Below are 23,158 nucleotides of genomic sequence, written 5' to 3'. Positions count from 1 at the left end.
CTCTCTCTATCTATCGTGGTTGTATGTTTCTCGAACAAGGTAAGCAATCATGATGAAATTCAATTCCCTAAAAAAAGTGATGCTGTTCATTCTCATCGCTCTTATCATTATATGTGCATTCAGCTTCATCCTCATAAACCAACAAATAGAGCGAGCGTGGGGCGCGAGCGTTCCCCCTGTCGAAGTCGTTCCATTTGAACGACGCCAAGGGCAATACGCAATCGTCAACGCCAGTGTGCTAGATAGCCTTGGCGAGCAGATGTTGTTTAATCAGACCCTACTGATCAATAACGGAATCATTGAGGCGGTTGGTAACGATATTGCTATACCCGAAGAGGCTGAGCAAATTGATGCCAGTGGTATGTTTTTGATACCTGGGCTGATCGATGCGCATGTACACTTATGGCAAAGTCCCAATGACTTACTGCTTTATTTAGCGAACGGAGTAACACATATTCGTGAACTGAATGGAAGTGAAGAGCATTTGCAGTGGCGTCAACAAATCAGCCAGGGTAGACCGGGCCCTGATCTATTCGTAGCCTCTCGCCGACATAATAGCACAGGACTATTCGAGCAGTTGTTTCATAAGTGGGCAGCCAAGGTTGAATCGGTAACCGTCATCACAGATATGAAAACTCACGTGGGTGAGTTGAAAGCTGCGGGTTACGACGCGATTAAAGTATACACCGAGTTGAGTAATGATAACTTTAGTACGCTAACCAATGAAGCCAGCCATCAAGGCATTCCGATACTAGGCCATATTCCTCGGGGGCTGAAGCTCAATGAATTATGGAGCTCTAACCTCAAAGAAATTGCACATATTGAAGAATTTGTAAAAGCACTCGACCGTGAGTTTGGTGGTTATACACGAGATAATACAGATGACTTTATTGAGTTTGTTTGCCTACGAGCAGCTGAGATCGCACGGAATCTAGCCGCTCGAGATATGGCTGTAGTATCAACGCTTGCCCTAATAGAAGGCATTCCAAAGCAAAAGTTAAACGTGCAAAAGGCTTTAGATCAGGTAGCGCTCGAGTACGTCAATCGTGGTATAGCTGAGTCAGTTCATCCGAGTGTAAAAATGATGGGGTGGCATTCGGATGTGAACATTTATCGATTGCCAGATGACTATCCACAAGACCGCGTTGCAGGTAATCAGCGTTATTGGCTGGCATACGCCGAGGCTAATCGCATTTTGTTGAGTGAGATGCGCGAATATCAGGTCAAGGTATTGGCAGGCACCGATGCCAACGTACCGATCATGGTACCTGGTTTTTCGATACACGATGAATTGAAAGCGCTAGTAAAGGCTGGTTACTCACCGGCAGCAGCATTGCGAAGTGCGACTACTGAGACAGCGCAATGGATGGACCTAAAGACTGGCAAGATAGCGCCTGGTTATGAGGCAGACTTGGTTATGCTCAGTGGCAATCCATTGCACGACATTAGCAATACCCAAACAACTCAGGGTGTTATGAGTAATGGACGTTGGTACTCGAAGTATTCACTTGCGCAAATGCTCGTGGCGGTTCAAGAGGCTAATGGGTCTTAGCCTGAGGAACAGTAGCCAACCCTTCCGCACACGCATAGGCGCTTGACCATGCCCACTGGAAGTTGTAGCCGCCAAGCCAACCGGTGACATCAAGTACTTCGCCAATGAAAAATAGTCCAGGCTGTAGTTTACTTTGCATGGTTTGGGAGCTGACTTCATCGACATTAACGCCGCCCAGGGTGACCTCGGCGGTGCGATAGCCTTCGGTGCCGTTGGGCTTGATTTGCCAATGGTTAAGTTGCTCGGCGATTGTTTTAAACGTTTTTTTACTGATATCAGCGAGGCGTTGAGTCAGTGGCCATTGATGATACGCACCGAGTTGAGTGACGACGCGTTTCGCGAACAGCTGCTGTAATACGGTATTCAGCTGAGCCTTTGGTTGTTTAGTTTGGTTTTCTTGTAGCCATTCAAACGCATCGGTAGTAGGCAGGCAGTCAACGGTAATCGCCTCACCCGGTTGCCAATAAGAGGACACCTGCAGCATCGCCGGACCCGATAAACCGCGGTGAGTAAACAACATAGCCTCATTGAAGTGACCGTCATTGGCGCTGGCGGCGACGTCCATTGAGACGCCAGCAAGCTCAGCAAAAGCGTCTTTTTCGGTTGGGTGTAAGGTGAAGGGTACTAAGCCCGCGCGCACCGGTATGATCGAATGACCGAATTGCTCAGCAATTTGATAGCCCAACGGTGTCGCCCCGAGCTTAGGCATTGACAGTCCGCCACAGGCGAAGACTAAGTTACTGGCACTCAATTTGCCCTGCGAGGTATTAATACGATAAGTGTCTTGCTCGTATTCGACATCCAGTACTTCGGTTCTCAGCTGTACTTTGGCTCCGTAGCGAGCGCACTCGTCAAGTAGCATGCGAACGATGTCCTTTGCGGACTCATCACAGAATAACTGTCCTAACGTCTTTTCATGATACGGAATTTGGTATTCTGCGACTAAACCAATAAAGTCCCACTGAGTGTAACGACTAAGCGCCGATTTACAAAAATGAGGGTTACTGGAAAGATAGTTTTCGGGGCTAGCATACATGTTAGTAAAGTTACATCGACCACCCCCCGAAATGAGGATCTTTTTACCAGCCTGTTTGGCGTGGTCTACCACGATAACCTTGTGGCCGTTTCGCGCGGCATGGGCTGCACAGTGTAAACCGGCAGCGCCCGCACCAATAATCACTACATCAAATAACGCCATTACTGCTCAGATTTCAATACATCAAGAACGTATTTTGCTGCACTCACTTCGAATTGCTTCTCATCTTCCACGAATAGATGTTCTACGATGCCATCGACGATAACCATGGCGTAACGTTTTGAGCGAATGCCACCAAACGCACCCGTATCATTAGCGAGCCCAAGGGTTTGGCTGTATTCACCGTTACCATCTGACAATAACCGAACCTCATCTCCGATCCCAAGATGGTCACCCCAAGCTTTCATCACGAATGCATCATTGACTGAAACGCAATTAATACTCTGCACCCCTTGTTCAGCAAGCTCGTTTGCGAGTGACACATAACCTGGCAGGTGTTTTTCCGAACAGGTCGGAGTAAATGCGCCGGGTACTGCGAATAAGATGTGCGTGCCTTTGGCGAAAAGCTCTTGAGGGTCGTAATGTTGAATGCCAAGTTCACCTTTTGAGGTGAGCGAGCCTGATGGCAATAAATCGTTTTCATTAATCATAGCTGTTCGAATCCTTGCTTTATATAAACATCAAATCGATGTTTTTTACTCTTGATCTGCGAGTTCGGTTCTCTTTGTCCTAAAAAGTCGGCATGATCAGGACGCTTTACGACCACACGAAATTTAGCGGCTTGTATAGCTGGCGCTAATAAATCATCAGCATCCTCATCACCGCCGACCAAGTGCTGAAACATTTGCATGTCTTTCTTTACTTGAGCGCGCTGTTTACCCGATTTTGGATACATCGGATCGAGGTATACCACATCGTATTGTTCTGAAGAAACCTGTTTAACGTGTTCGAGCTCAAGTAGTTGCATGCGTTGGCAACAGTCGGCAATTTTATCGGCACCATTACGACCCCGTTCAAGCGCATCCTTGAGTAAAATACGAACCATCGGGTGACGCTCAATTAAATCAACCGATGACCCAAACGCGGCAACCATGAGTGCGTCACGAGCCAAACCGGCCGTTGCGTCGAGTACGGATGGTTTACGCTTGCCAGTAATACCCAGTGCTTTTATCAGAGATTCTGATTTCAAGCTTGAGTTAAGCGCACGGTAACCTGACTTTCCCGCGCGGAAATCCAGCTCAAGCGGCTTGATTCCTTTGGGACCAGCTGTCCAAACTAATTGGATGCCGTGTTCTGTTTGTTGTAATTCAAATTCCGAGCTCATTGATTTTTAGCGGAGCGTTGCATATCGACATGTGGAATATCATCTTCAAGATAGTCCTCGCTAATTGCCTCAAAGCCAAACGACTGATAAAACGCCCGTAAGTAAGTCTGAGCTTGGACTTGAATCGGCGCACTAGATGCCCGCGAATCAAGGTAGTCAATCGCACGCTGCATGAGCTCTCTGCCTAAGCCTAATTGTCGCGCGTCTTCGGTCGTGAGAAGGCGACCAATTTTTGATACGGGACTCACGTCAGAGGCTTTAAAAATGCGTGCGTAAGCAAGCATCTTGCCTTGATCGTTGCGAGCGAAAAGATGTTCGGCGTCAAAGTCAGTCCCGTCAGCGTCTAAATATGGACAGTTTTGTTCTACAACAAAAACTTCTTGGCGAATGCGTAGAATTTCATACAGCTGATGGGTGTTCAATTCTTCAAAAGTTCTTAAAAACCAGTTCATGTCCCTACTTTTTTAATGTCACGTTTAATCGGAATCACGTTTCGCTTATGTTCGTGGGAGAACAGTGCCAATAACTCGGTGACGGGTTTGCGTGCATCACCTTTTTGGCTAATATTGCGAGCTACTTTCAGACTACTGATTTCTGCCTGCTCGTACAATGCGCGTGTTAGCGGCGTATCGTGATTACTTATTAGTACAGGAATGTGTCTTTTACAAGCTGTACGTAAGGCGTGTCGCGCGAGCTCGCTTTGTTCATCTAAACTAAAGCCACCGGTAGCATAACTTGTAAAATTACTTGCTTGTACAAGTGGTGCATAAGGAGGATCACAATAAATGACATCGCCTTTTCGGGCTCTCCTGAACATTTGTTCAAAAGAACTGCAGACGAATTTAGCACGCTTTGCCTTTTCTGCAAAAACTTCAATTTCCGCTTCTGGAAAATAGGGCTTACGATAGTCGCCAAACGGGACATTAAAAATACCGCGACTGTTATAGCGGCAAAGCCCGTTATAACCATGTCGATTGAGGTACAAAAATAGCAGTGAACGGTAATAGGGGTCGTTGCTTTCGTTAAACGATTTACGCAACGCGTAGTAAGCGTCTGGTTGATTATTACGTGCAGTAAAAAGCCTACGCGCATCGACAATAAACGTCTTAGGGCGGCGCTTTACAAATTGATACAAGGTGATGAGATCAGGGTTGATATCGTTTAGTAAATAGCGATCATAATCGGTGTTTAGAAAGACCGATCCCGCACCCACAAAAGGTTCAATTAACTTACGCCCCTCGGGCAAACAAGCTTTTATGGGTTCGACAAGGCCGTACTTGCCTCCTGCCCATTTTAAAAATGCCCGATTTCGTTTCATTAGCCGGCCTTTTGTGGATTGAACGGCTAGTGTACCCGAAAGCTAAAGATATGAAAATTACTCTCCGCTCAATGGTCTTTGTTCCTGCTGAATAGCGGCAAAAGACTTGGGCCACGGACCCAGCGCGCGTAGAGCTTCCGGCAGTGCACTTGCGCGTGTTCGTGCCGCATCAATTGTACTGTAACTACCTAAGATAACGACATAACTGTTATCTTTTTGACGCTGATAAATACGCGCTTGCGGAGTCAGGTTATTGCGCTTAATAAACTCGGTTAAGGTTGGCTTATCACTGGCAATAGTGAGTTGTACTGAATAGTTTTGCGGCGGTTGACTGGCCACCCATTGACTATCGGTAAGTGTATTCGGTTGATTGTTGGTCTCGGCTTCTTTGGGGACTCGTTTATCACTGACCCATTCAACACCCACTTCACGTGGGTCATTCTCGGCGGCGGCGACACGATTAAGTGAATGAAGCGCTTCGCGATATGATGTTGCGAGCTCAGCAGGCACAAATTCGAATTGGTTCGACTGCAAAGGTTCAAAGCTCGGAAGTTGCTGTGTGACTTCTCTTGAAGTGGGTTCGGTCGTCAGCGGGCGAGGCTCAGGCGCCACCTCTGCTGTTTCGACGGAATCGGGCTGTTGGTTGAAGTAATCGATGATCGCTTGATGTTTGAGGCCTGCAAACCCAATTAAAGCGAGTGAAATACTTGCAGCAAGAATTTTGATGACCGGTACCGACCGTCGCTCTGTAGCGGGTTCGAGATTGCTCTCCGCTTGCTCCAGCTGGTTCGAAAACACATCATCCTGGTTTTCGTCTGGCTCCGAATAGCGTTGTGCTTGAGTCATTAGCTTCAGTTGCAGGCGTTGTTGAATCTCACCTGGATAACCATTGATGGTGGCAAGAAACTGTTGGATTTTATCTAGGTTCCAAAGTGGGCGTTGGCGCTCTGGTAATAACGCCTGAATAAAGCGCATCTGTTCTTCTTTGCCAAGTGGCGGTACTTCAACTAGCTCAGGTCGCTTCACACGTAACTGCGGTGGTGGTGTCTGTTGAAACACCCAGCGTGACTCGGCTGAGATAATAATACTTACACGTTGTCCAAGCGCACACAATTGATTAACTGTATTGACGCACTCCGCCAAAAAGCTGTCAGGCATGAGTTCACCATTATCAATGACGATAACGGCATGTTGCAGTGGACGTTGCCGCTGAATTTCACGACTCAGCGTATCATCATTTAAACTGATGGTACCAAACAGTTGGTTCAGGATTTGCGCACGAAGACGCTCTACCGAAGCTCGCTCTGATACTTGTACCCAAGCACATTCAGCGTAATTAGAGGCTTGCTCAATAAATAGCTCGCTGATAGTTGATTTGCCGCTACCTTGTGGGCCGTGCAGAAGCACGAGCGTATCACTGTGCTGGCAGTGTTCATGCAAACGGTCGATCACTGCCTGTTGGGAAGGCTTTGACCTAACGGGAGCGGCGACAATATGTGATGAGTAGGCGTTAGCCGGCATAATCTGCTTCCTATGTGATGCGGTTTAGCAACATTCAGTCAGCACAGCGGCTAGGTCCTCGTCAGTGATGTTGTGAGTGACTTCCGCTTGGCCGATACCGAGCGGTAACACGAAGTTTATTCGATGGTCTTTCACTTTTTTATCGCGCATCATATAGCTTAGCCAATCCGCCAACGTCATGTTGGGCGCTTGTGTTGGCAGCTGTAACTGTGACATCAGGTTGAGCACGCGACGGAAATCTGACGAAGACATCCGCTGTGTTTTCTCTGATAATTTAGATGCAATAATAGTGCCAGCGGCAACAGCTTCGCCGTGGGTCCACTCACCGTATTCAGTCGCTGCCTCGATCGCATGGCCGAATGTATGACCTAAGTTTAGCCATGCGCGGATACCAGACTCGCGTTCGTCTTTGGCGACAATCTCTGCCTTAATCTCACAGCTTCGTTGAATCGCATGTTGCAGCGCTTGCGTCTCTCGTTGTGCGAGGGCAATAGCATTGTGTTCGAGCCAGTGAAAGAAATCGGAGTCGTAAATGATGCCGTACTTTACGATTTCTGCTAGACCACTACGAAAGTCACGCGCGTCCAAGGTTGCTAGGCAGTTAAGATCAATAACAACGGCTTTGGGCTGATAAAAAGCACCGATAAGGTTTTTACCTTGGGGGTGGTTAATTGCCGTTTTACCGCCAACCGAGGAATCCACTTGCGATAACAACGTTGTCGGAATTTGATAAAAGTCGACGCCACGGTGATAAGTCGCTGCCACAAAGCCTGCTAAATCGCCTACCACTCCGCCACCTAAAGCAACGATTGCGCAGTCGCGACTGAAACCCTCTGCTATAAGCTTGTTGGTAATGGCTTCGAATGATGTGAGGCTCTTATATTGCTCGCCATCGTCCATCTCGAACAGGACAAGGCGATGATCAGTAAGAGCAGCGGATACATCAGCAAAATAATGTTTGGCGACCGTCGTATTACTAACGACAAAAACATCTTTACTTAAGTTAGGAAGCAATCGCTTCAGGTGTTGCAGATGATTTGCGGCGATATGAATATGGTAGCTGCGTTCGCCCAACTCTACATGCACATTGGCCATAACACAGCTCCCCAAAGAGGTTAACCTAACCCGTTAACCCCTAGTTGATCGATGATTTCATTGACTACTACTTTAGCGCTTTGTTCGTCAGTGCGAACAACGATATCCGCAATTTCCTCGTATAGCGGGTTGCGAACTTCTGCTAATTCTTCAAGTACTTTACGCGGGTCATCCGCCTCTGCGATCAGAGGACGACGTTTATCACGTTGCGTACGAGCCAATTGTTTGTCGATGGTCGTTTCAAGATATACGACAACACCACGAGCAGATAGACGGTTGCGGCTTTCTTTACTCATTACCGAACCGCCACCTGTCGCTAGGACAATACCCATATGCTCAGTCAATTCTTCAATGACTTTTTCTTCCCGCGCACGGAAGCCTTCTTCACCTTCCAGCTCAAAAACCCAGCTGATGTCAGCGCCGGTGCGTCGTTCAATTTCTGTATCTGAATCGTAGAAATCTAAATGAAGTTGTCTGGCAATTTGACGACCAATCGTACTTTTGCCGGCGCCCATTGGGCCGACAAGAAAAATATTACGTTTCTCAGCCATATTCCTGCTTACATCACTGTTAAATTAGCTGTAAATCACGAATCCGGAGTGTCTGGAGACGTCCCCCAACTCAACGAAAAGAAGCGGGATTATCTCAATTAGATTGCATTTTAGCAAATTTATTCCGATTCACTTAACAGCGTGGGTGTAACGAAAATAACCAGTTCACGTTTTTCTGATTGTTCACGCTGATTTTTAAAAAGATTACCGACAAGCGGCAACGAGGACAATATGGGGACACTTGTATCATCCTTCAACTCATATTGCTGAAAAATTCCACCTAATACGATCGTTTCGCCACTCTTTACTAATACACGAGTAGCCATTTCTTGGGTATCGATAGCCACGGCCGGACCTGTGGGTGTTGATACGGTATCGCCACGCGTGTTTTGTGTAATGGTAAGATCAAGCATTACATAGTCGTTAGAGGTAATCTGCGGTGTTACGCGTAGGCCCATCACTGCCTTTTTAAATTTGACCGCAGTAGCCCCCGAAGCCGCACTCTCAACATAAGGGATCTCGGTGCCTTGCTCGATGTAAGCGGGCTGCTGATTCGATGTAAAAATCTTCGGTTTTGCAATGATTTCAGCTTGGTTGTCTTGCTCCATTGCAGAAAGCTCAAGGTCGAGCAGGAGTCCATCAGACAGTTTTCCGACATTGACCTTAAACCGCCCCGCCGCGGGTACAGAAGGTAAGTCGACACGCATACCTTCGATGATTTGAGTAAGGCTCTCATCCTCGCGCAAGGTGGTGAGATCGCCCCACCGTACGCCAAACTGATCAATGGCATTGCTTTTCATGGTGACCATACGAGCCTCTATCATGACCTGCTTTACCGGCACATCCAATTGCGTAATAAGTTGTTTGATGCCGTCGAGATAAGCTTCTGATTCTTTGAGTATGAGTGTATTCGTTCGAGCATCGATAGTTACCGCACCTTGCTCTGATAACAGCCGTTGCTCGCTTTCTGAGAGAAGTTGAGCAATATCCTCAGCTTTTGCATGGTTGAGCGGAATAAGGTACGGAAGTATGACTCGCTCGGCCGATTGCTCAGAAGACCCAGAGGTTTGCGCACCTGTGACACGGATAAGGTTGTTGTTCATCCGTAGCGTGAGACCATAGCTATCGGCTAACTCATGCATTAATTCAAGCGCGTCGACATCACTGACGGCTAGGCTGACCGTCTCATCGATTGCTTTATCAGCAATAAGGTTTAGTTTCATTTTGTCAGCGATGATCTCGAAAGCAGTAACTAAGTCGACATCCTTCAAGCTCAAAGTGATTTTCGGTTGTTCGTTGGCGTACGCCGTTTTTAAAGACAGCAGGCAAAGTAACGCAAGTAGCAGTAAATAGCGTAAAGCTATAACGGCAGTTCGCTCGTGTGTTTTACTTTGCTCTGAAAGGTTGTGGTTGCACACGGAAAAGACTCCAGTTGTTTAAACGTGACGGACTCGTGGGTGATGTCTGTGATGACCGTAGCAGGTGCCTGAAAATAGTCGCCAACCGCTGCCATCTGCCAACGATCATCAGTTGATTGGAAATAAGCAGAAAAAGTGCCCTGGGTGGCTAAAGTGGCAACCAGTGTGTAGTTATGCCAATCACCCATTAATTTACCGTCGGTCATAAGTGTGCATTGCGTGGGCGCCGACTCGATTAAGCGAACAGAGGCAACTGAGGGGCCCGCATCAACTAGGTGCAGTGTGAGCTCCGTTGCACTGCCATCCTCACTGTTCTGAATCAGCGCTACACTGGATAATACAAACGGCTGGACGGCGTTGTAAGGCCAGTAGTTGAATGTGTCCGACAACCAGCGTTCGAGTTGTTGGGGTTGGGCAGTCAACTTCAGCCTTATTTGGGCGTCTGAAACAAGCGGTAATTGCTGTTCAACGTCAAGACGTGTCGCTGTTTCTAAGGCGCGGCTGAGCCATTGCGAAGCAGACAGCTTTTCAGGGGCTAAAGTGGTTGATGTATCGGCTAGTTGCGAGGGGGGACTTTCTTGCCAGGTGGCTTGGATAGCCGCGCGTGAGGTTTGTTGGTGCGAGCCAGTCAACCATGAACCTAGCAGCAGACTCACCGGTGTAATGACCAGTGAAAAGCTGATGAAAAAGTAAAAAAGAGCGGTATTTCGCATACTCAGGGTCAAGGTTTGAATATATCAATTTGAGCATGTCGGTGTTTTTGCAGTTGAAGCTGAATGCTCTGCTCACCGCCATATCGCAAGGATTCGCTTAAATGGGTTAGCTGCGCTGTACTAACATAAGACCCACTCAATGAGAGTTGCGACGACGTCCAACGCGCTTGTTTAAGGTTGAACCCCGATAGTCCATCCCGCCCAAATTTGATTAACTGCTTGAGCAGAGCGATTTGCTGCTGAGCCTGGACGGCTTGGTCGAATTGACGGAGCGCTGCTGCTTTCTGATCTTTTTCTGCGCGATGCCATTGAGCAACTTTAGTCTCAACCTCGCCAAGGTTTTGTGCAAAGAATTGCAAGTAGATCGGTAAGTTGACGAAAAGAGCACAGGCCCCATTGAACAGCATGAGCACTACAACGACACCAAGCCGCTGGCGCTGTTTTCTGCGCTGAATGGCAGATTGCCAGTCATTCAGGTTTAGCCACGCCATGGAAAGAAACCTCGAAGTGCGGCACCGAATAACAGCGGAGTGATATGTTTAAATAACGCGCTTGTGGTGCCGATATTAAACCACAGCGTATCTGAACCAAGTAATTGCTGTTTAACCTGACTATCTTCGTGATTATCTAGATAGCTGAGTATCATTGCACAAGCGTGATCAAAGCGCACAGCTTCTAGCCGTGCAAGTGAGTGTAAAGAGACTAGAATCCCGTGCTTAACTCGTAGCAGAATGTAACGTTGTTGTTCTTTGCATAAAATAATCCACTCAGTTATGGGATGTTGGGAGACCGCGTAGCGAGATAAAGAAGGCAGCAAATAGTTGGTACAACGCACCCAAGCTTGAGGTGCTGGCTCTAGTACTTTCGGAGCGATGGGCAGTTGTTCCGTCAGCTTCTCAATGGCGCTCTCATGGCCGCTGACCTGTTGGGTACCCAGTGTGGGCAGAGTCTGGGTATCCTGAAAAGCTGCCGCGCGCTGTGGAGCCTCTTGTGGGGCATCAGTGAGCGTTTTTAGGTGAACAAACTGGCTCGGAATAATAAGACACAACTGTGTCTTATACTTGCGCCAACTAATTTGATGAATAGCTGCAATGCGATGGTGTTTGATACTGAATCGACTCTGCTTGAGACGCAGCGAAACGAGTGAAACAGTACCGTCATCTATTAGTGCGGCTGTGAGAAAAGGTGTCATAAGTCTGTGCTACCAATGCAGTCGATTTTTGTATCGTGTTAAGCGTTGCAAGCGTAGTGTTTAGTTTAAAAATCAGCCATAATAGTTGGTCAAAGGTGTATGTCAGACATTCAACAACGTCACAGTAATGGGGTAAGTTTTTGAAGTTCTTAAAGCGATTCGCATGGATAGTCGCCATTTTGGGCGTGTTGGGGATATTGGCCGTAGGTGGACTCTACCTTTACGTAAAACCCGAATTGCCGAGCGTCGAGACATTAAGGGAAGTGAAACTGCAAACCCCAATGCAGGTATTCACAAAAGATGGCCAAATGATCTCTCAATTTGGCGAAAAGCGTCGTATTCCGGTTAAGCTCGAAGATGTCCCACAAACCATGGTTGATGCATTCCTAGCGACCGAAGATAGCCGCTTTTATCAACACTTTGGTGTTGACCCCATTGGTGTTGTTCGAGCATTTGGTGTGCTAGTCACTACCGGTGAAGTCAAAGAAGGCGCGAGTACTATCACCATGCAGTTGGCGCGAAACTTTTTCTTAAGTTTTGACCGAGCCTGGATGCGAAAAATCAAAGAGACCTTCATTGCGCTGCATATTGAACAGCTGCTTACTAAAGACGAAATTCTTGAGCTCTATCTGAACAAAATTGCATTCGGTCACCGAGCGTACGGCATTGGTGCTGCGGCACAAGTCTATTATGGCAAACCCTTGAGTGAATTAAGCTTAGCGCAAATGGCGACTATTGCAGGCTTGCCTAAGGCGCCCTCTAACCTGAACCCGATTAGTAACCCAGAAGCTTCAAAGGCACGCCGCCGTGTGGTTTTGTTGCGTATGCTCGACGAGAAAAAAATTACTCGGGCGCAATTTGACGAGGCCGCAGAAGCGCCTGTTACTGCTCGCCGTCATGGCGCGGAGGTTACGGTAAATGCGCCTTATCTTGCGGAGATCGTGCGTCAAGATATGGTCGACCGTTTTGGTGAGGAAGAGGCCTATAACGGTGGCTATAACGTCTACACCAGTGTGAGAAGCGATGTACAACTGGCTGCTCAACAAGCTATTTGGGACAACCTGCATGGCTATGATGAGCGCCATGGCTACCGCGGTCCTGTGAGTGTGTTGTGGAGTGAAAAAGAGGGGCAGCCCGCATTAAGCCAGAGTGAGGTGGAGCAATACTTAGATCGCGTCGACCGCATTGGCGCAGTGACCCCTGCGGTTGTGATGGCGCTTGAAGACCAGTCGGCAGACATTATCGTTAAAGGTGATGAACAGCTTACGACGCTCGATTGGGACGCCATGAAATGGGCGCGCCCCTACCTTAATGAGGAACGTCAGGGCGAACCCCCTGAGCGCGCAGCTGATATTATGCAGCCGGGGCATGTGATCTATGTTCGCTCAGTGGGTGAAACTAACCGTCTACGCTTAGCACAAGTGCCGGAGCCGAGCTCGGCGATTGTCTCTTTGAAGCCCAACGATGGTGCAGTCGAAGCTGTCGTCGGTGGCTATAGTTTCAATTTGAGTCAATATAACCGTGCGTTACAAGCAGCACGGCAAGTGGGTTCTAATATCAAGCCATTGATTTACTCGGCTGCGTTTGAGCAAGGTTTCACTTTGGCTACCTTAGTCAATGATGCACCGATTAATCAGTGGAATCCTGGAGCAGGTATCGCTTGGCGTCCTAAGAACTCTCCTGATGTATATGAAGGCCCGATTCGTTTGCGCAAAGCGCTGGCGAAATCTAAAAACGTGGTTTCTGTTAGGCTGATAAGAGAAATCGGCGTCAAAACTGCCGCAGATCATATTGCTAAGTTTGGTATTCCACGCGATTCCATTCCGGAAAATGAATCAATTTCGTTAGGGTCATTATCCATGACACCAATGGAGGTAGCGCGCGCTTATGCAACGTTTGCTAATGGCGGGTTTCTTATCGAGCCTTATGTTATCGAGCGGATAGAAAATGGCGATGGTGAAGTGGTGTACGAAGCGAACCCACAGCGCGCGTGTGAAGACTGCGATAACCCAGCGCCACGTATTATCTCTGAGCAGAACGCGTTCTTGGTCGCTCAGGCGATGAACTCGGCGGTATGGGGTGGCGGCAGTTGGGCACACAAAACTGGCTGGAACGGTACGTCTTGGCGTATTCAACGCTCAAAACCAATTGTTAACGTAACGGGTCGTGCGATTACAGGTAAAACCGGTACTACCAACGATGTGAAAGATACTTGGTTCTCAGGCTTTACTACTGGTCTGGTGACCACTACTTGGGTGGGCTTTGATGATGTATCACGCGAGTTGGGCCGGACTACGATGAACCCATTACTGAGTAGTAAAGAACAACCAATCTCAGGCGGTGAAGCGGGTGCGAAAACCGCATTGCCAGGGTGGATCTTATTCATGGAAAAAGCGGTCGACAAATTTCCAGCCGATGACTTTACCATTCCACCTAACGTGGTGAGCGTGAGAATTGATATGGAAACGGGTAAGTTATCGCATCGAAACGACTACACGAGCCGCTTCGAGTATTTTATCAGCGGTACTGAACCGACTGAATATGCTCAAGATGAGCGCGATAACAAAGATATATTTAATAACGAAGACGGGTTGTTCTAACCCGTCACCGTTAATTTCGCGAGTAATTGGTTGAGATCCGATTGGACCCCGCCGGCGGTGACGTGCTTACCTGCGCCTGGGCCGCTAATAACCAGTGGCATTTCTGAATACCAATCGGTGTATATCACAAAAATATTTTCACCAGGAATCAGGTTAGCCAGCATATCGCCTGCTGGAATATATTCGACACCAATTTTGGCGCTAACCCGCCCCTCTTCAGAGACAGAGAAGCTGGCAAGTAAGCGCGGCACATTACCGTCTTTAGCCGCTTCCTTAAGCATCGTATCCATTGGCTCGTCTAGCTCGTGAGCTCGTTGTAAAAACTCACTGGCAGAGATATCGCGAAGACTTTCAGGCACTAAACTGCTCACGCTGATATCTTCCCAATCAAGTTTAAGCCCAATTTCACGAGCTAAGATGAGTAGCTTACGTACCAGATCCTGACAGGATAAATCCTCACGTGGATCGGGCTCTGAATAGCCGCGCTTTTTAGCTTCCAATACTAAATCACTGAATTTAACACCGTCTGTGAAGTTCTCGAATAGCCAAGACATGGTGCCCGAAAAAATCCCTGAAATACTGCGAATCTCGTCACCGGAACCACGCAGATCGTTGATGGCATAATTAAGCGGCAGGCCAGCACCGACCGTAGTGTTATATAGCCACTCGCGTTTATACTCATGTTGAATCGTGCGAATTTCGCGATACAGTGCCTCCTCGGCCGACCCTGCTCGTTTATTTGCGCTGATAATATGTAAACCATTAGCAAACAAGCTTGGGTACAGTTGAGCGACCGGCTTCGCGTCGGTTAAATCAATCATGACCAGTTCATCATAGGGGGCATTAGGTAATTCGCGCAGTAACTCGGTTAGCACGTAAGGACGTGATAAACGGTCAAACCCTGCTTGCCACTCATTCAATTCGACGCCGCTATAGTCAAGCCAGAGCTTCTTAGAGTTCGCGATACCGATAACACGTACATCCATCACCTGATTAATGCGGTCGCGTTGCTGGCGGAATAAGTCCAACCAAGCAGTACCAATGTTACCGCGACCAATGACTAACACGCCTAAGCTACGGCGATAGTTAAATAACTGGCTATGAAGACGATTGAGTAAACGGCTATCGAGTTTTTGTTCTAATATTGCGACCGCAGAGCACCCATCTTCGCTGACCGCAAAGCGACGCACCTTCTGTTCGCCTAACTGTAGTTTGAAGGTATTGTATTGATCCGTCTCTTGAATGCGATTACCCACCAGTGCCACCATTGAATAGCCGTGGATTTGCGTGACCGCATTACCCGCATTGATGCGGTCGAGCCAGTGGCTGATGTAGTTCAAGTGGTTTTGGTGGAAAACCAAGTATTGCTGGTGTTTTTCGGGTTCGGTCCAGCTTACCAATGGTGTTAAATCAAGCACCTCAAGTTGTTTGACGAGTTCGCGGTCGTTGAGTTCGACCTTAAACAATACAATTTCGGACAAAGATGTGAATACTTTGCCCTTGGGCTCTGTATGTTCAAAATTGCCAATACGGGTCTGTTGATTTTCGACTTTTAGACTTGAGCGTACAGAAATAACCATGCGATCGCGGTCAACAGGTTGGAATGTACGCGGGTGTAGTACCGGGCTGCCTAATCGAGCCAGCTCTTCTGCTTCGCTCCAATCTAAGGTCGACAAACTGACGACACGTTCTATCTTACGCGGATCGGCTGAATAAACACCGGCGACGTCTTTCCAAATAGTGACTTGTTTTGAATTAAGTAAGCTACCCACCAAAGTCGCAGAATAGTCACTGCCGTTTCGACCTAAGGTGAGGCTTTCACCGTTTAAGCTTCGTGCAATAAAGCCTGTGACAATAAATCGTGTGCCGGGAAACGGTGCTACGCGGTTTAATAGATTATGGCGCGATTCCAGCTCCTGAATGACGGGTTCGGGAGCGTCTTCAGCCTTTAGGAAGTCACGCGCATCAATATGGTCTGCTTTAGTACCTTGCTTTCTCAATAAGGCGGCAAGAAGTCGAGCAGACCACAACTCACCGTAGGACAATAATTCGGCTTCGTGTTCGATGATTTCTTTACCCGCAACAAAGTCGCGGAAACGCTGAAAATCAACAGTCGACTGCTCAAGGATAGGTGCAGCAAACTCGCTGCCGAGTAGCTCGAGGATTAACCCTTGCTGGAAACGCTCCAACTGATCGAGCAAAATGTCAGCCGTATCACCCGACTCCTTTTGAGCTTTGATAATCGCAAGAATCCGGTTAGTGGTATCACCTGCCGCCGAAACAACAACAACATCGCTTGCGCCTGCATATTCAGTTACAATACGCGCCACTCGACGGTAACAAAAAGCGTCAGCCAAACTACTGCCGCCAAACTTATGCACTTGAACGTTGTCTGCAACCGTTCGAATCTGGTCTAAGCTCGGCTCTACGCTCATTGGCGATACCCCTCAAATATATGAATTAACTGATGTAAATACTAAGGCTAAAACATCAAACACCAAATGTCAGCAAATTTTAGCCATCTAGACGGATAAAATTTGACCTTCATCTGGGATTGAGTAAAATTCAATATAACTTATATGGTTTTTGACTAAGGCAGGACTCTCACGATGAAGTGGAATGGTGACTATATCTACCCCTACGCTGAGCATGGGCGAAAGAGCGAACAGGTAAAAAAAGTAACAGTATCGATACCGACTCGCGTACTCAAAGTGCTCACTGATGAGCGCACCCGCCGTCAAGTTAAGAACTTGCGTCATGCTACGAATAGCGAGTTGCTCTGCGAAGCTTTTTTACATGCTTTTACGGGTCAGCCACTGCCAACAGACACTGATTTAGAAAAAACTAACCCAAATAAAATTCCTAAGGCGGTACGAGAGGAATTAGAAGCCCGTGGACTTCCAATTCCTTCTGATGACGAGCTTGATACGCCTTAATCTCTCATGTAGTTATCAGGCAGCGGGATCTTCGCGACACCGGATTCGACCGCTGCCTCCGCCACTGCTCTAGCGACTCGCTGACATAAGCGAGGGTCCATCGGTTTAGGAATAATGTAATCTGGACCGAAAGAGAGCTTATCAATGCCTGCAGCTTTTTTAACTGCGTCGGGTACTTCTTCTCGAGCGAGTTGGCGAATCGCCTCAACAGCAGCGATCTTCATCTCGTCATTAATGGCGGTTGCGCGCACATCTAAAGCGCCACGAAACATGAAAGGAAAACACAACACGTTGTTTACTTGGTTGGGATAATCCGAGCGTCCCGTGCCAATAATAATGTCGTCGCGTGTTTGTTGGGCTAACTCGGGCTTTATTTCTGGATCGGGGTTAGAGCAAGCAAACACAATAGGCTTATCGGCCATCAACTTAAGTGCATCCGGCGATAGCAAGTCTGGCCCTGATACGCCCAAGAATAAGTCTGCTCCCTCGATGACTTCCTCAAGTGTGCGCTTATCTGTGTTGTTGGCGAACAATGCCTTATATTCGTTGAGATCTTCTCGACGCGTATGAATCACACCTTTCGAGTCGAGCATGTAGATATGTTCACGCTGTGCGCCACACTTAATCAGTAGTTCCATACAAGCAATGGCAGCAGCACCGGCACCCATACATACAATATGGGCATCTTTAAGTGATTTACCTTGGATTTCCAGCGCATTTAACATGCCCGCCGCGGTCACAATAGCCGTACCGTGTTGGTCATCATGAAAAACCGGCACGTTACACTTTTCAATAAGCGCTTGCTCGATTTCGAAGCACTCAGGTGCCTTGATATCCTCGAGATTAATGCCACCAAAAGTATCAGCTATATTGGCAACTGTATTAATGAAGTCTTGAGTGGTGCGGTGGGATACTTCGATATCAATTGAATCAAGCCCAGCAAAACGTTTAAATAACAGCGCCTTACCTTCCATGACAGGCTTAGATGCCAACGGTCCTAAGTTACCTAAACCAAGAATCGCGGTGCCATTAGAAATAACCGCGACCATGTTGCCTTTCGCCGTGTATTTATAGGCATTATCTGGATCTTCAGCAATGGCTCTAACAGGCTCAGCCACACCTGGGCTGTAGGCAAGTGCTAAGTCTTTAGCGGAGTCAGCTGGTTTAGTGAGTTCAACAGAGATCTTACCCGGTGTGGGGTATTGATGATAATCCAACGCTTTTTGGCGGAAATCTGACATTTAGGCAACCTGACAAAATGAGTAAAGGATGATGCATAAGGATAAAGGCAATTGCGAAAATAACAAATCTTACCTGCTTAATTGGCTTCTTTGGGTTAGGCTAACTTTTCATGTGTTTAAAAACGCACCAGTTAACTTTTCGTTAACAATGCTTGGTCTGGGCAGGGTAGAAACGAAAAAAGGCGCCATTTGGCGCCTTCTTCATAAAAACGTGCTGAAAAGCTCGTTTTAATACGTTTCGTGTTCGGGCTATTATTTTTTGCCCAAAGAACCAAAACGTTTCTTGAATTTGTCGACACGACCACCGGTGTCCATCACACGTTGCTTACCAGTGTAGAATGGGTGGCACTCTGAACATACGTCGATGTGTAGATCTTCTACGCGAGTAGAGCGAGTTTCAAATTCATTACCGCACGAGCAAGTCACTTTGATTGCTTCGTACTTAGGGTGAATACCTTGTTTCATGGGAATACCTCAAGTTGGGCCACATCGCTATCCAGTCGCCTCTTTTGCGCAGGACACCATGTGTAAAAAAACAACAATGTTTAAGAGCGCGGCATTTTATGCGATCTTCACCGATCATTCAAGAGGCTTATTGCGCTTGTTTTATCTTTAATTGCGTTTCAGAATAGCGGCATGATAGAGAGCCCGCATTACATAGAAGTCGCCTTACCGTTGCCATTGCGGCGCGTCTTCACCTACCAATACACATTGTCCGAGCCTGCGGTAGTTGGTGCTCGCGTGCGAGTACCCTTCGGTCAGCGACAATTGGTCGGCATTGTAACCGAGCTAAATGCGAGCGCGCCGGAGAAGTTTGAGGCAAAACCTGTGCTGGCGCAACTTGATGCCCAAGCGGTGTGGAAAGCCGAATTGTGGGAACTGTTAAATTGGGCGTCCGACTACTATCAGCATAGTCTGGGTGATGTATTTGCCAATGCCTTACCAGTATTGTTAAGGCAAGGAAAGCCCCTCGGCTATGCGCCAGTGACCTATTACGAGTTAGCGCAAAGTGCCCCGAATCCGAGTGACACTGCGCTTAACCGCGCGCCAAAGCAGAAGCAATTACTCGAGCTATTAGCACAAGGTCGAGTAAGCGCTGCGCAACTTAAGCAGGCGCAGATCAGTACCACAGTTGTTAGCGCTGCTTGCGACAAAAGCTGGGTGAAACGCATCGAAGAAAAGCCGCAGCTGAAGGTACAACAACATTGGCAGATGGCGCGTGGCGAAGAGCCACTCGCGGTCAACCAAGAGCAAGCCGTTGCATTAAGTGCGATAAAGCAAATCGAAGGTCATGCGTGCTGTTTGATCGAAGGCGTCACCGGTAGTGGTAAAACGGAAGTGTACTTGCAAGCGATTGAGCGAGTGTTGTCAGCAGGACGCCAAGTGCTGGTGCTGGTTCCTGAGATTGGACTGACGATGCAGACAATCAAACGTTTTAAGCAGCGCTTCGAGGTACCTGTTGAGGTCTTACATTCCAATCTTAATGACACCGAACGTCTTCATGCTTGGCTTAACAGTCAGTCGAACAGGGCTGCGATTGTTATTGGTACACGTTCGGCGATTTTTACTCCGTTCGCTGACTTAGGCATGATCGTCGTCGATGAAGAGCACGACCTGTCGTACAAACAGCAAGATGGATTTCGCTATCACGCTCGCGATATTGCTATAAAGCGTGCGCAATTACTTGATATTCCGGTCATTCTAGGCAGCGCGACTCCTGCGCTAGAGACTCTTAATAATGCCGTTAACCAGCGCTTTCATTGGTTGCAGCTAACTCAACGCGCCGGTGTTGCAGAAAGCGTTGAGCATGAACTCATAGACTTGAAGGGTCTACCGATGCAGGCGGGCTTGTCGGAACCGTTGCTACAGCAAATAGAACAAGAGCTAAGTAAGCACAACCAAGTGTTATTGTTTTTAAATCGGCGTGGATTCGCACCGGCGCTGATGTGTCATGAGTGTGGGTGGATTGCTCAGTGTAAACGTTGCGATGCGTATTATACGTTGCATCAAGCACAACGACGCCTTCATTGTCACCATTGTGATAGCCAGCGGCCTGTCCCAAAGCAGTGTGAGCAATGCGGTTCAACGCATATAATTTCTCATGGCGTGGGCACTGAACAACTCGAAGATTTTCTTAATGAGCGATTTCCCGAACACAGCGTGTTGCGAATAGATCGTGACTCGACGCGACGTAAAGGCGAGTTAGACGCGCACTTAAAATCGGCCTCTGAGCATAAACATCACATTTTGGTGGGCACCCAAATGTTAGCCAAGGGCCACCATTTTCCCAATGTGACTCTAGTCGCGCTGCTGGATGTAGATGGTGCCTTGTACAGTGCCGATTTCCGTGCGCCAGAGCGACTAGCACAGCTCTTTACGCAAGTGTCAGGTCGCGCGGGTCGAGCCCATAAACGCGGGCGAGTGGTGCTACAAACGCATCACCCTGAGCATGACTTAGTGCAAGATTTATTAAATAACGGCTATCAACACTTCGCGCTGACGGCGTTGGCTGAACGGCAGGCAACAGCACTCCCTCCGTTTAAGCATTGGGCGCTGGTACGTGCTGAGAGTACTGACAAAACGCAGGTGGTCGAGGCATTGAATCAGATGGCTGCCTGCTTACCCGAAGTGACAGGCGTTATGGGGGTCGGTCCCATTCCTGCGTTAATGGAAAAACGCGCGGGTCGTTATCGTTATCAATGGATCCTGCAGACAACATCGCGTAAACAACGCTACCAAGTCGTTAAATACTTACTTAGCCAGTGGGAAAACCTCAGTATTCTCAATCGCATACGCTGGTCGTTGGACATTGATCCACAAGACTTCACATAAACGCGCAAAAACAGGTAAACTAACCCCCTTATTGTGAATCACTTTTTCTTTCCTTTTTAACGTTAATACAGGTAGTCGTGTCGATGAAAGAGCAACTCGAACAGTTAATTACTGATGCTGTGGGCCAATTAAAAGCTGACGGTATTCTTCCTACGGATCAGACCGTGAAGATTCAGTTGGACCGACCACGAGATAAGTCACACGGCGACTTTGCGTCCAATCTGGCGTTGATGCTGGCAAAGCCTGCAAAAATGAATCCGCGTCAATTAGCGGAAAAGGTCATTGAAGCGATTCCCGCGAATACGTTGATTGCCAAAACCGATATCGCTGGACCTGGCTTTATTAACTTTACGATTGCACAGGACCAGTTAAAAGGTCAGTTAACTACTATGCTGAGTAGCGCTGATCTCGGTATTCAGCCTGCTGAAAAGCCAATGACCATTGTCATTGATTATTCATCACCTAACTTAGCGAAAGAAATGCACGTAGGTCATTTGCGCTCAGCGATTATTGGCGATGCGGTATCGCGTACAGCCGAAATGCTGGGCCATAAGGTGATTCGCCAAAATCACGTAGGTGATTGGGGTACTCAATTTGGGATGTTGCTGGCGCACATGGAAGAGCTGGATAGTGAAGCGGCTAACTATGAGCTCAGCAACTTAGAAACGTTTTATAAAGCCGCTAAAAAGCGCTTCGACGAGAGCGAAGATTTTGCTGAGCGGGCACGTGAATTAGTCGTCAAGCTCCAGTCAGGCGATGACTACTGTTTGAAGCTGTGGAATCAGTTTATTGATGTATCGCTGGCTCACTGTCAGGAAGTATATGACCGTTTGGGTGTGAAGTTAACCCGTGACGATGTGATGGCTGAAAGTGCGTACAACGATCGCTTGCCGGGCGTTATCGAACACCTTAAAGAGCAAGGGCTTTTAGTCGAAGACCAAGGCGCGCAGTGCGTATTTTTAGACGAGTTTAAAGGTAAAGAAGGTGAACCCCTTCCGATTATCGTGCAGAAAAAGGGCGGCGGTTATTTGTATGCGACTACTGACCTGGCTGCAATCCAATATCGTCAAAAAGAGCTCGGTGGCGACTATCTGATGTATTTTGTCGATGCGCGTCAATCTCTGCACTTCGAACAGATCTTTACTTTAGCGCGTAAAGCCAAATTCATTGAGGGTGATATCAAAACCCAACATTATGGATTTGGAACTGTCATGGGTAAGGACGGGCGTCCTTATAAGAGTCGCGACGGAGGTGTGACTAAGCTTGCTGACTTATTAGATGAAGCGGAGCGTAGAGCCCTTGAGCTGTTACAGCAGAAGAACTCTGATCTGACCGCAGAACAGCAAGAAGCTGTCGCGAAAGTGGTGGGCATCAGCTCAGTTAAGTATGCTGACTTATCAAAAAACAGAACATCGGATTATATTTTCGATTGGGATTTAATGCTTACGTTTGAGGGCAATACAGCGCCTTATCTACTCTATGCGTTTACTCGCGTGAATAGTATTTTCGATAAGTTAGGTGAGGGTTCATTTGATATGGACGCTGACTGGCTGCTAGAAGATGAGCGTGAACTCGCCCTAGCAAATCAACTGGTTCGGTTTGAGGAAGTGGTTAACCGTGTATTCGACAAAGCCATGCCGCATTTCTTATGTGGTTACTTGTTTGAACTCGCGGGTTACTTCTCGAGCTTCTATGAAGCTTGCCCAATCCTCAATCAAGAGGACGAGGTAGTGCGTAATAGCCGACTGAAGCTAGCGCGTTTAACAGCGAACACGCTCGAAAAAGGTTTATCATTGCTCGGTATTCCAACGTTAGAAAAGATGTAAGTT

20 protein-coding genes are annotated in these 23,158 nt (G+C 47.7%); 5 read left to right on the top strand and 15 right to left on the bottom strand.

What is annotated here, in order from left to right; translation table 11 throughout:
- The first annotated feature begins 49 nt into the window (after positions 1–49).
- Positions 50–1,552 carry an amidohydrolase family protein gene (locus B2X00_RS05295; protein WP_290486412.1) on the top strand — a complete coding sequence of 501 codons (1,503 nt, stop codon included), beginning with the start codon at positions 50–52 and terminating at the stop codon, positions 1,550–1,552.
- On the opposite strand, the gene B2X00_RS05290 is transcribed toward B2X00_RS05295, so the two are convergent.
- From B2X00_RS05290 to B2X00_RS05235, 12 genes are all read right to left on the bottom strand, one after another.
- A complete protein-coding gene (locus B2X00_RS05290; protein WP_290486411.1) occupies positions 1,539–2,750 on the bottom strand; it encodes an NAD(P)/FAD-dependent oxidoreductase in 1,212 nt (403 codons plus the stop codon). The two genes, B2X00_RS05295 and B2X00_RS05290, sit on opposite strands and share 14 nt — an antisense overlap.
- Positions 2,750–3,238, bottom strand: coding sequence for a peroxiredoxin (locus B2X00_RS05285; RefSeq protein ID WP_290486410.1), 489 nt, complete (start codon positions 3,236–3,238; stop codon positions 2,750–2,752). The genes B2X00_RS05290 and B2X00_RS05285 overlap by 1 nt, the downstream gene beginning before the upstream one ends.
- The gene (locus B2X00_RS05280; protein WP_290486409.1) at positions 3,235–3,912 is read right to left on the bottom strand and encodes a class I SAM-dependent methyltransferase; all 678 of its coding nucleotides are present in this window, start codon (positions 3,910–3,912) and stop codon (positions 3,235–3,237) included. Before B2X00_RS05280 ends, B2X00_RS05285 begins: the two co-directional genes overlap by 4 nt.
- A complete protein-coding gene (locus B2X00_RS05275; RefSeq protein ID WP_290486408.1) occupies positions 3,909–4,364 on the bottom strand; it encodes a GNAT family N-acetyltransferase in 456 nt (151 codons plus the stop codon). Before B2X00_RS05275 ends, B2X00_RS05280 begins: the two co-directional genes overlap by 4 nt.
- Positions 4,361–5,230 carry a Dam family site-specific DNA-(adenine-N6)-methyltransferase gene (locus B2X00_RS05270; RefSeq protein ID WP_290486407.1) on the bottom strand — a complete coding sequence of 290 codons (870 nt, stop codon included), beginning with the start codon at positions 5,228–5,230 and terminating at the stop codon, positions 4,361–4,363. Before B2X00_RS05270 ends, B2X00_RS05275 begins: the two co-directional genes overlap by 4 nt.
- A gap of 57 nt (positions 5,231–5,287) precedes the next feature.
- A complete protein-coding gene (locus B2X00_RS05265) occupies positions 5,288–6,751 on the bottom strand; it encodes an AAA family ATPase (protein WP_290486406.1) in 1,464 nt (487 codons plus the stop codon).
- 24 nt (positions 6,752–6,775) lie between these two features.
- Positions 6,776–7,846, bottom strand: coding sequence for a 3-dehydroquinate synthase (gene aroB / locus B2X00_RS05260; protein WP_290486405.1), 1,071 nt, complete (start codon positions 7,844–7,846; stop codon positions 6,776–6,778).
- A 20-nt stretch (positions 7,847–7,866) separates the two neighbouring features.
- A complete protein-coding gene (gene aroK, locus B2X00_RS05255; protein WP_071462156.1) occupies positions 7,867–8,397 on the bottom strand; it encodes a shikimate kinase AroK in 531 nt (176 codons plus the stop codon).
- Positions 8,398–8,516: 119 nt separating this feature from the next.
- The gene (gene pilQ / locus B2X00_RS05250; RefSeq protein ID WP_290486404.1) at positions 8,517–9,674 is read right to left on the bottom strand and encodes a type IV pilus secretin PilQ; all 1,158 of its coding nucleotides are present in this window, start codon (positions 9,672–9,674) and stop codon (positions 8,517–8,519) included.
- A gap of 83 nt (positions 9,675–9,757) precedes the next feature.
- On the bottom strand, positions 9,758–10,471 hold the full coding sequence (locus B2X00_RS05245; protein ID WP_290486403.1) for a hypothetical protein: 714 nt from the start codon (positions 10,469–10,471) through the stop codon (positions 9,758–9,760).
- 65 nt (positions 10,472–10,536) lie between these two features.
- Complete coding sequence (locus B2X00_RS05240) at positions 10,537–11,019, bottom strand: hypothetical protein (RefSeq protein WP_290486402.1); 483 nt, start codon at positions 11,017–11,019, stop codon at positions 10,537–10,539.
- Positions 11,007–11,720 (bottom strand): hypothetical protein, encoded by a 714-nt coding sequence (locus tag B2X00_RS05235; protein WP_290486401.1) that lies wholly within the window; start codon positions 11,718–11,720, stop codon positions 11,007–11,009. The genes B2X00_RS05240 and B2X00_RS05235 overlap by 13 nt, the downstream gene beginning before the upstream one ends.
- Positions 11,721–11,860: 140 nt before the next feature.
- Between B2X00_RS05235 and B2X00_RS05230 the strand changes: the two genes are divergently transcribed.
- Positions 11,861–14,320 carry a penicillin-binding protein 1A gene (locus B2X00_RS05230; protein ID WP_290486400.1) on the top strand — a complete coding sequence of 820 codons (2,460 nt, stop codon included), beginning with the start codon at positions 11,861–11,863 and terminating at the stop codon, positions 14,318–14,320.
- Here B2X00_RS05230 and B2X00_RS05225 read toward each other — a convergent pair.
- Positions 14,317–16,755, bottom strand: a complete 2,439-nt coding sequence (locus B2X00_RS05225) for a bifunctional aspartate kinase/homoserine dehydrogenase II (protein WP_290486399.1) — start codon at positions 16,753–16,755, stop codon at positions 14,317–14,319. The two genes, B2X00_RS05230 and B2X00_RS05225, sit on opposite strands and share 4 nt — an antisense overlap.
- A 174-nt stretch (positions 16,756–16,929) precedes the next feature.
- On the opposite strand from B2X00_RS05225, the gene metJ reads away from it, so the two are divergent.
- Positions 16,930–17,256 (top strand): met regulon transcriptional regulator MetJ, encoded by a 327-nt coding sequence (gene metJ, locus B2X00_RS05220; RefSeq protein ID WP_071462150.1) that lies wholly within the window; start codon positions 16,930–16,932, stop codon positions 17,254–17,256.
- Here the strand turns inward: metJ and B2X00_RS05215 are convergent.
- Both B2X00_RS05215 and rpmE read right to left on the bottom strand, forming a co-directional pair.
- Positions 17,253–18,497 (bottom strand): malic enzyme-like NAD(P)-binding protein, encoded by a 1,245-nt coding sequence (locus tag B2X00_RS05215; RefSeq protein WP_290486398.1) that lies wholly within the window; start codon positions 18,495–18,497, stop codon positions 17,253–17,255. The two genes, metJ and B2X00_RS05215, sit on opposite strands and share 4 nt — an antisense overlap.
- Positions 18,498–18,749: 252 nt before the next feature.
- Complete coding sequence (gene rpmE, locus B2X00_RS05210) at positions 18,750–18,962, bottom strand: 50S ribosomal protein L31 (RefSeq protein WP_071462147.1); 213 nt, start codon at positions 18,960–18,962, stop codon at positions 18,750–18,752.
- 171 nt (positions 18,963–19,133) lie between these two features.
- Here rpmE and priA point away from each other — a divergent pair, with 171 nt between their 5' ends.
- Both priA and argS read left to right on the top strand, forming a co-directional pair.
- On the top strand, positions 19,134–21,329 hold the full coding sequence (gene priA, locus B2X00_RS05205) for a primosomal protein N' (RefSeq protein ID WP_290486397.1): 2,196 nt from the start codon (positions 19,134–19,136) through the stop codon (positions 21,327–21,329).
- Between the two features lie 83 nt (positions 21,330–21,412).
- Positions 21,413–23,155 (top strand): arginine--tRNA ligase, encoded by a 1,743-nt coding sequence (gene argS / locus B2X00_RS05200; RefSeq protein WP_290486396.1) that lies wholly within the window; start codon positions 21,413–21,415, stop codon positions 23,153–23,155.
- Positions 23,156–23,158 lie beyond the last annotated feature (3 nt).

Origin of the sequence: Idiomarina sp. UBA3162, from assembly GCF_002364475.1 — a bacterium.
Taxonomy (GTDB): Bacteria; Pseudomonadota; Gammaproteobacteria; order Enterobacterales; family Alteromonadaceae; genus Idiomarina.
This window is presented reverse-complemented; position numbering and strand designations above follow the sequence as displayed.